The organism is Leptolyngbya cf. ectocarpi LEGE 11479 (assembly GCF_015207065.1).
GTDB classification, from domain to species: Bacteria; Cyanobacteriota; Cyanobacteriia; order Phormidesmidales; family Phormidesmidaceae; genus Leptothoe; species Leptothoe ectocarpi.
In genome coordinates this window covers 1-4,081 of record NZ_JADEXP010000466.1, presented here as the reverse complement: position 1 = coordinate 4,081, position 4,081 = coordinate 1, and the positions used below count along the sequence as shown (strand labels likewise).

The following is a 4,081-nucleotide window of genomic DNA, read 5'->3' as shown; positions in this document are numbered from 1 at the left end:
TTGTTCTGCACGAACTGACCCGTGCGAATGGCTTCATCTATTGCGGCAAACTGCTGAGGCTTTGCCTTGACCTTGTACTCTAAAATCAACATATTCTTACGCTAGCATGATGAGCATAAAATTAAAGACTGGCTACGTAAAGATTGATTGTTAGATTTGGTAAAAGTAGCCTTATTTAGACGTTGAATTTGTGGGAGGGATGTAGAGGCGGTCCATAGAGCGCCTCTACGCTCAAAAAATGGATCGCCTCTGCGCCCAAAAAATAAAGCCTGATTGAATCTTTATTCCCCAGTAGGATGGATCTAAGCGATGTCAGGTTTTCAAGATTCTTAACAAACATGATTTGAATCATAGATTCTCAGGGATTACTCATCTAAAATTCTGGCAAATCTCATCTGAATGATGCTATGAATTTCACGAATGAATCTCAGATTCAGGTTGCCTGTATTCCCAGTCATCAAATTCAGTCGAGGTGGTTGTCAGCGCTGTCGTCATTACGCTACAGAGCTGGCCATATAGATGCCTATATGGAGGAACTGGTCTCAGTGCTGCGCCATGGCGTCGGAGCCAGCCGGGTAATGCTGGGCCAACCCTCGCAGTCTGGAGGCTATCACTTTATTGTGAGTCCAGATTTACAGCCGGGTGAGCCGGAAAATTCCGGTTGTTGGGCGGCCCTAACTGAGAATATCGTAGCCCAGAAAATTCCAGGGTTGGGAATATACACGCTACCGGCTTTAGTTGTGGCCTACTGTGGGGTACCGCTGACAACGCCCCAGGGTCGCTGCTGTGGCATTTTGTTAGCCCTGCGACCCGCCATTGAACCTTTTCAGCCTGAAGACCAGCAAGTATTGAGCCTGATGGCGACCCAGGCCGCCATGGCCATAGAGCTAGATCGCTGCTGTGGACCTGCCCAAAGCTGGCCTGCAGCCACTGTCCCATCTATTCAACTACGTCAGGGAAAGCTGATTGCCGTTAACCAGCAGCTAAACCAAAAATTAGGCCACTATCGCGCTGAGCTACAGCGGGTCTCGGCCCAGTTACAGATGGAAAGCATCGCCCACGCGTCCTTAGAACATCGCTTTCGCAAAATTTTTGAGGGTTCAAACGATGCCATCTTTGTCATCGATCCGGCCCAGGATCGAATTTTAGAAGCAAATCCTCGCGCAACGCAGCTGCTGAACTATTCTCGCCAAGAACTGCTCAACTCCATCAAAATTTCCCAGGTACATCCCGATGAAATGCCTGCCCTAATTCAATTTGCCCAATCTGTTTTTCGTACCGGGCAAGGCTGGACGGATGAACTCACCTGTTTGACCAAGTCTCAGGAGCGGCTACCCGCTGAGATTTCGGCTGCTCCCATTGACTTCGAAGGGCACCAGTGCATTTTAGCCATGGTGCGGGATATTAGCGAACGAAAACGTCTGGACGCCGATCGTCAACAGGCCGAAGCCAAAGCCCAAAAAGCACTCTCTCACCTGGCCGAACTGGGAGAACTCTCCTCTATGATTGTCCATGAGATTCGTAACCCTCTCACCACAATTATGATGGGGCTAACTAGTTTTAAGAAACTAGAGCTAGATGGTCGCTTCCAAGCTCGGTTGAACATGGCCTTAGAAGAAGCTGAGCGTTTAAATCGGTTGCTCAATGAAATTCTGCTGTTCTCAAAACCCCAAACCCTTAACTGCAAACCCCTAGAGTTAAATAAGTGGAGCTTGGACTTATTAAAGTCTATCCAGTCCCATCCTGCCGTAGGAGACCGGGTCATTAAGTTTAATGCCAACCCCATTGCGACCATTGTGTCGGCGGATGCTGACAAGCTTAAGCAAGTCTTTATCAATCTCATTACCAACGCCTGTGAGGCAGTTGCCCCTGGTGAGATCATTACCTGGGAGATTACCCACCCGTCCAAGGCAGACTATCTCACGGTGCAGATTAACAACCGGGGAAATCCTATTCCGCCTGCGGTTTTAGAAAAGATTATGACTCCTTTCTTTACCACCAAATCTAACGGCAATGGTTTGGGCTTGGCTATCGTTCAAAGGATTATAACGGCCCATCAAGGACAGTTTGCCATTACCTCTGATGCGGCCTCTGGAACAACGGTTACCGTCAAGCTGCCGTTACTCAAATCTTAATAGTTTACGGTTTCGTAGATTCTTGGTAGAAGACTGTCAGTAGAAAAGAGAGCGACTCTGCTATGGCGATTTTTTCCAAGAGGCTTTTGTGCTGAGCCCGGTCAACATCGGTCCCACCGGCAGTTCGCAAAGGGGACTCAGGAGACTATGGATCAACAATGTGCGCTCACAGGCGGTAACAATGTCTGTGGGATGTAGTTGTTTCGTGTGCCACACATGGGTGGCTAGTTTGCGCAGATCGTTCAGACTATGGAGCAACAACATCCACGGGCGCTGCCAGGGAGAATAGCGCACCCAGCGTAACCGATAGCGACTAACGCCGATACACTGAAACAGGTGGAGCAAATAGATAGGCCGCAGCCGAGCTGCCGGGATTACATGGGTTAGCCGCATCTGGGGGTTATGCCAGATGGGCCAGCCCCCTCGGCGAATATAGCTCAGGGTTTCGACGTCTTCTCCTTTGGCCGTTAGACTCTTGCCACAGACACCGGTAAGCGCGGGGTCTAGAGGAACGCACAGCTGCCAAGCCCGACGTCGGATCACCATGCCAGCCCCGGCGGGTAACACTCCCTGTTTGGCCGGGTATTGAAACGGTTTATCGCCACGCTGAATCACGGCTAAACAGCTGGCAATGCGCTCAAAGCCTTCCGGAGGGGTGCTCTCATACTGTCCTGCCAGGGCGCTACCGTAGGCCCCTGCCTGGGGATAGCGCTGCCCAAACCTATGGGCTTGGGCCACCCAGTCATTGGCGGGCAGGGTGTCATCATCTAGAAAGCCCACCAGCTCGCTAGTCACGGTCTGCATGGCGCAGCGGCGGGCGTAGGCTAGACCCTGACGGGGGGCAAAGGTATACCGAAGTATGCTAGCAGTAGGCCACTGGTTTTGATAGGTGCGAACACACTGGGCCGTTTGGTCGTGGCTATTGTTATCGACAATGAGGATTTCCCAGGTTAGGGAGACAGGGGTGAGTTGAGATCGTAATCGATCGAGCAGTGGAGGCAAACGCCGCTCACCGTTATAAGTACAAATAACAACAGAAAAGTCAACCACAGCACAGAGAGCACAACACACCTCCCATTTAGTCCAAAAATATACCCTAAATAAAACCGAAATATCCCTATAGCCATTACGCTCAGGATATGCTCCGTAGGCTAAGATAAGATTAAGAATAGAACATTAGGTAAGCCTCTTATCACGACCTAACTTTTATAAGGTTTCGATCCCAAAAGCCTTGCATTCGGCAACTTTTTGGACGCTAAATTGACCATCAGCCCCTACTTCTGATAGTCAGTTCAAGTCATTAGGCAATACGATATGTAACTGCTTGCAAGTCCAGCATAAAAAACAAATCTATTGTCTTGAGTTCAAAGTTCAAGTGACTCAGCCAACTCAGGCTATGGGCGAATTGCTTCTAAAATAGAAACAATAGAAAAGCCACAACCAATTGTTAATGCACCTTTAGCAAACCAAGGAATTGTTTCCGTCAGTAAAATCACTGCAAGAGAATCATTCGTAATGAATCTTATAAGTAAGCAAGCGACTAGAAAACAAAACAATGCGATAAAGAACATCTGGCTCGTTCGACCAAGTAAATGAAAAAATGGCATATGGCGACTTGTACGTTTCATGACAACGTTGGATTCATAAGTTCAAGTAAAAAGGCCGGATGACCATTGTTAGATAAACAATGGCCATCGATGATGAAATTGATTAGGCGGATTGATCAAGTGTATTGATAGCTCCTTGAGCTAATGGATAAAGGGGTGGTATTGGAAAAAGAGGAGTAACTGGATGCACCAGTAGGGTGATGTTATCTCGGGCTATGATTGAGACATCTGTGCCCGTTGGAATAGCTTGGTGCATTCCACTTACTGAACGAGCAGGCCAGAAAATTCCATGCACTTTAATGCGGCCAGCTTTACCTGGTTTGATGGTTTCTATAACAA

General features: G+C 48.5%; 4 protein-coding genes. 1 reads left to right on the top strand and 3 read right to left on the bottom strand.

Annotated features, from left to right (window positions below):
- The first annotated feature begins 407 nt into the window (after positions 1 to 407).
- Positions 408 to 2,135, top strand: coding sequence for an ATP-binding protein (locus IQ260_RS28435; protein ID WP_193996436.1), 1,728 nt, complete (start codon positions 408 to 410; stop codon positions 2,133 to 2,135).
- Positions 2,136 to 2,195: 60 nt separating this feature from the next.
- Here IQ260_RS28435 and hpsE read toward each other — a convergent pair whose 3' ends face one another.
- From hpsE to IQ260_RS28420, 3 genes are all read right to left on the bottom strand, one after another.
- Positions 2,196 to 3,185, bottom strand: a complete 990-nt coding sequence (gene hpsE / locus IQ260_RS28430) for a hormogonium polysaccharide biosynthesis glycosyltransferase HpsE (RefSeq protein ID WP_193996435.1) — start codon at positions 3,183 to 3,185, stop codon at positions 2,196 to 2,198.
- 344 nt (positions 3,186 to 3,529) lie between these two features.
- Positions 3,530 to 3,763, bottom strand: a complete 234-nt coding sequence (locus IQ260_RS28425) for a hypothetical protein (protein WP_193996434.1) — start codon at positions 3,761 to 3,763, stop codon at positions 3,530 to 3,532.
- An 82-nt stretch (positions 3,764 to 3,845) separates the two neighbouring features.
- The coding region (locus tag IQ260_RS28420) for an NfeD family protein (RefSeq protein ID WP_193996433.1) at positions 3,846 to 4,081 on the bottom strand (236 nt) is incomplete at its 5' end.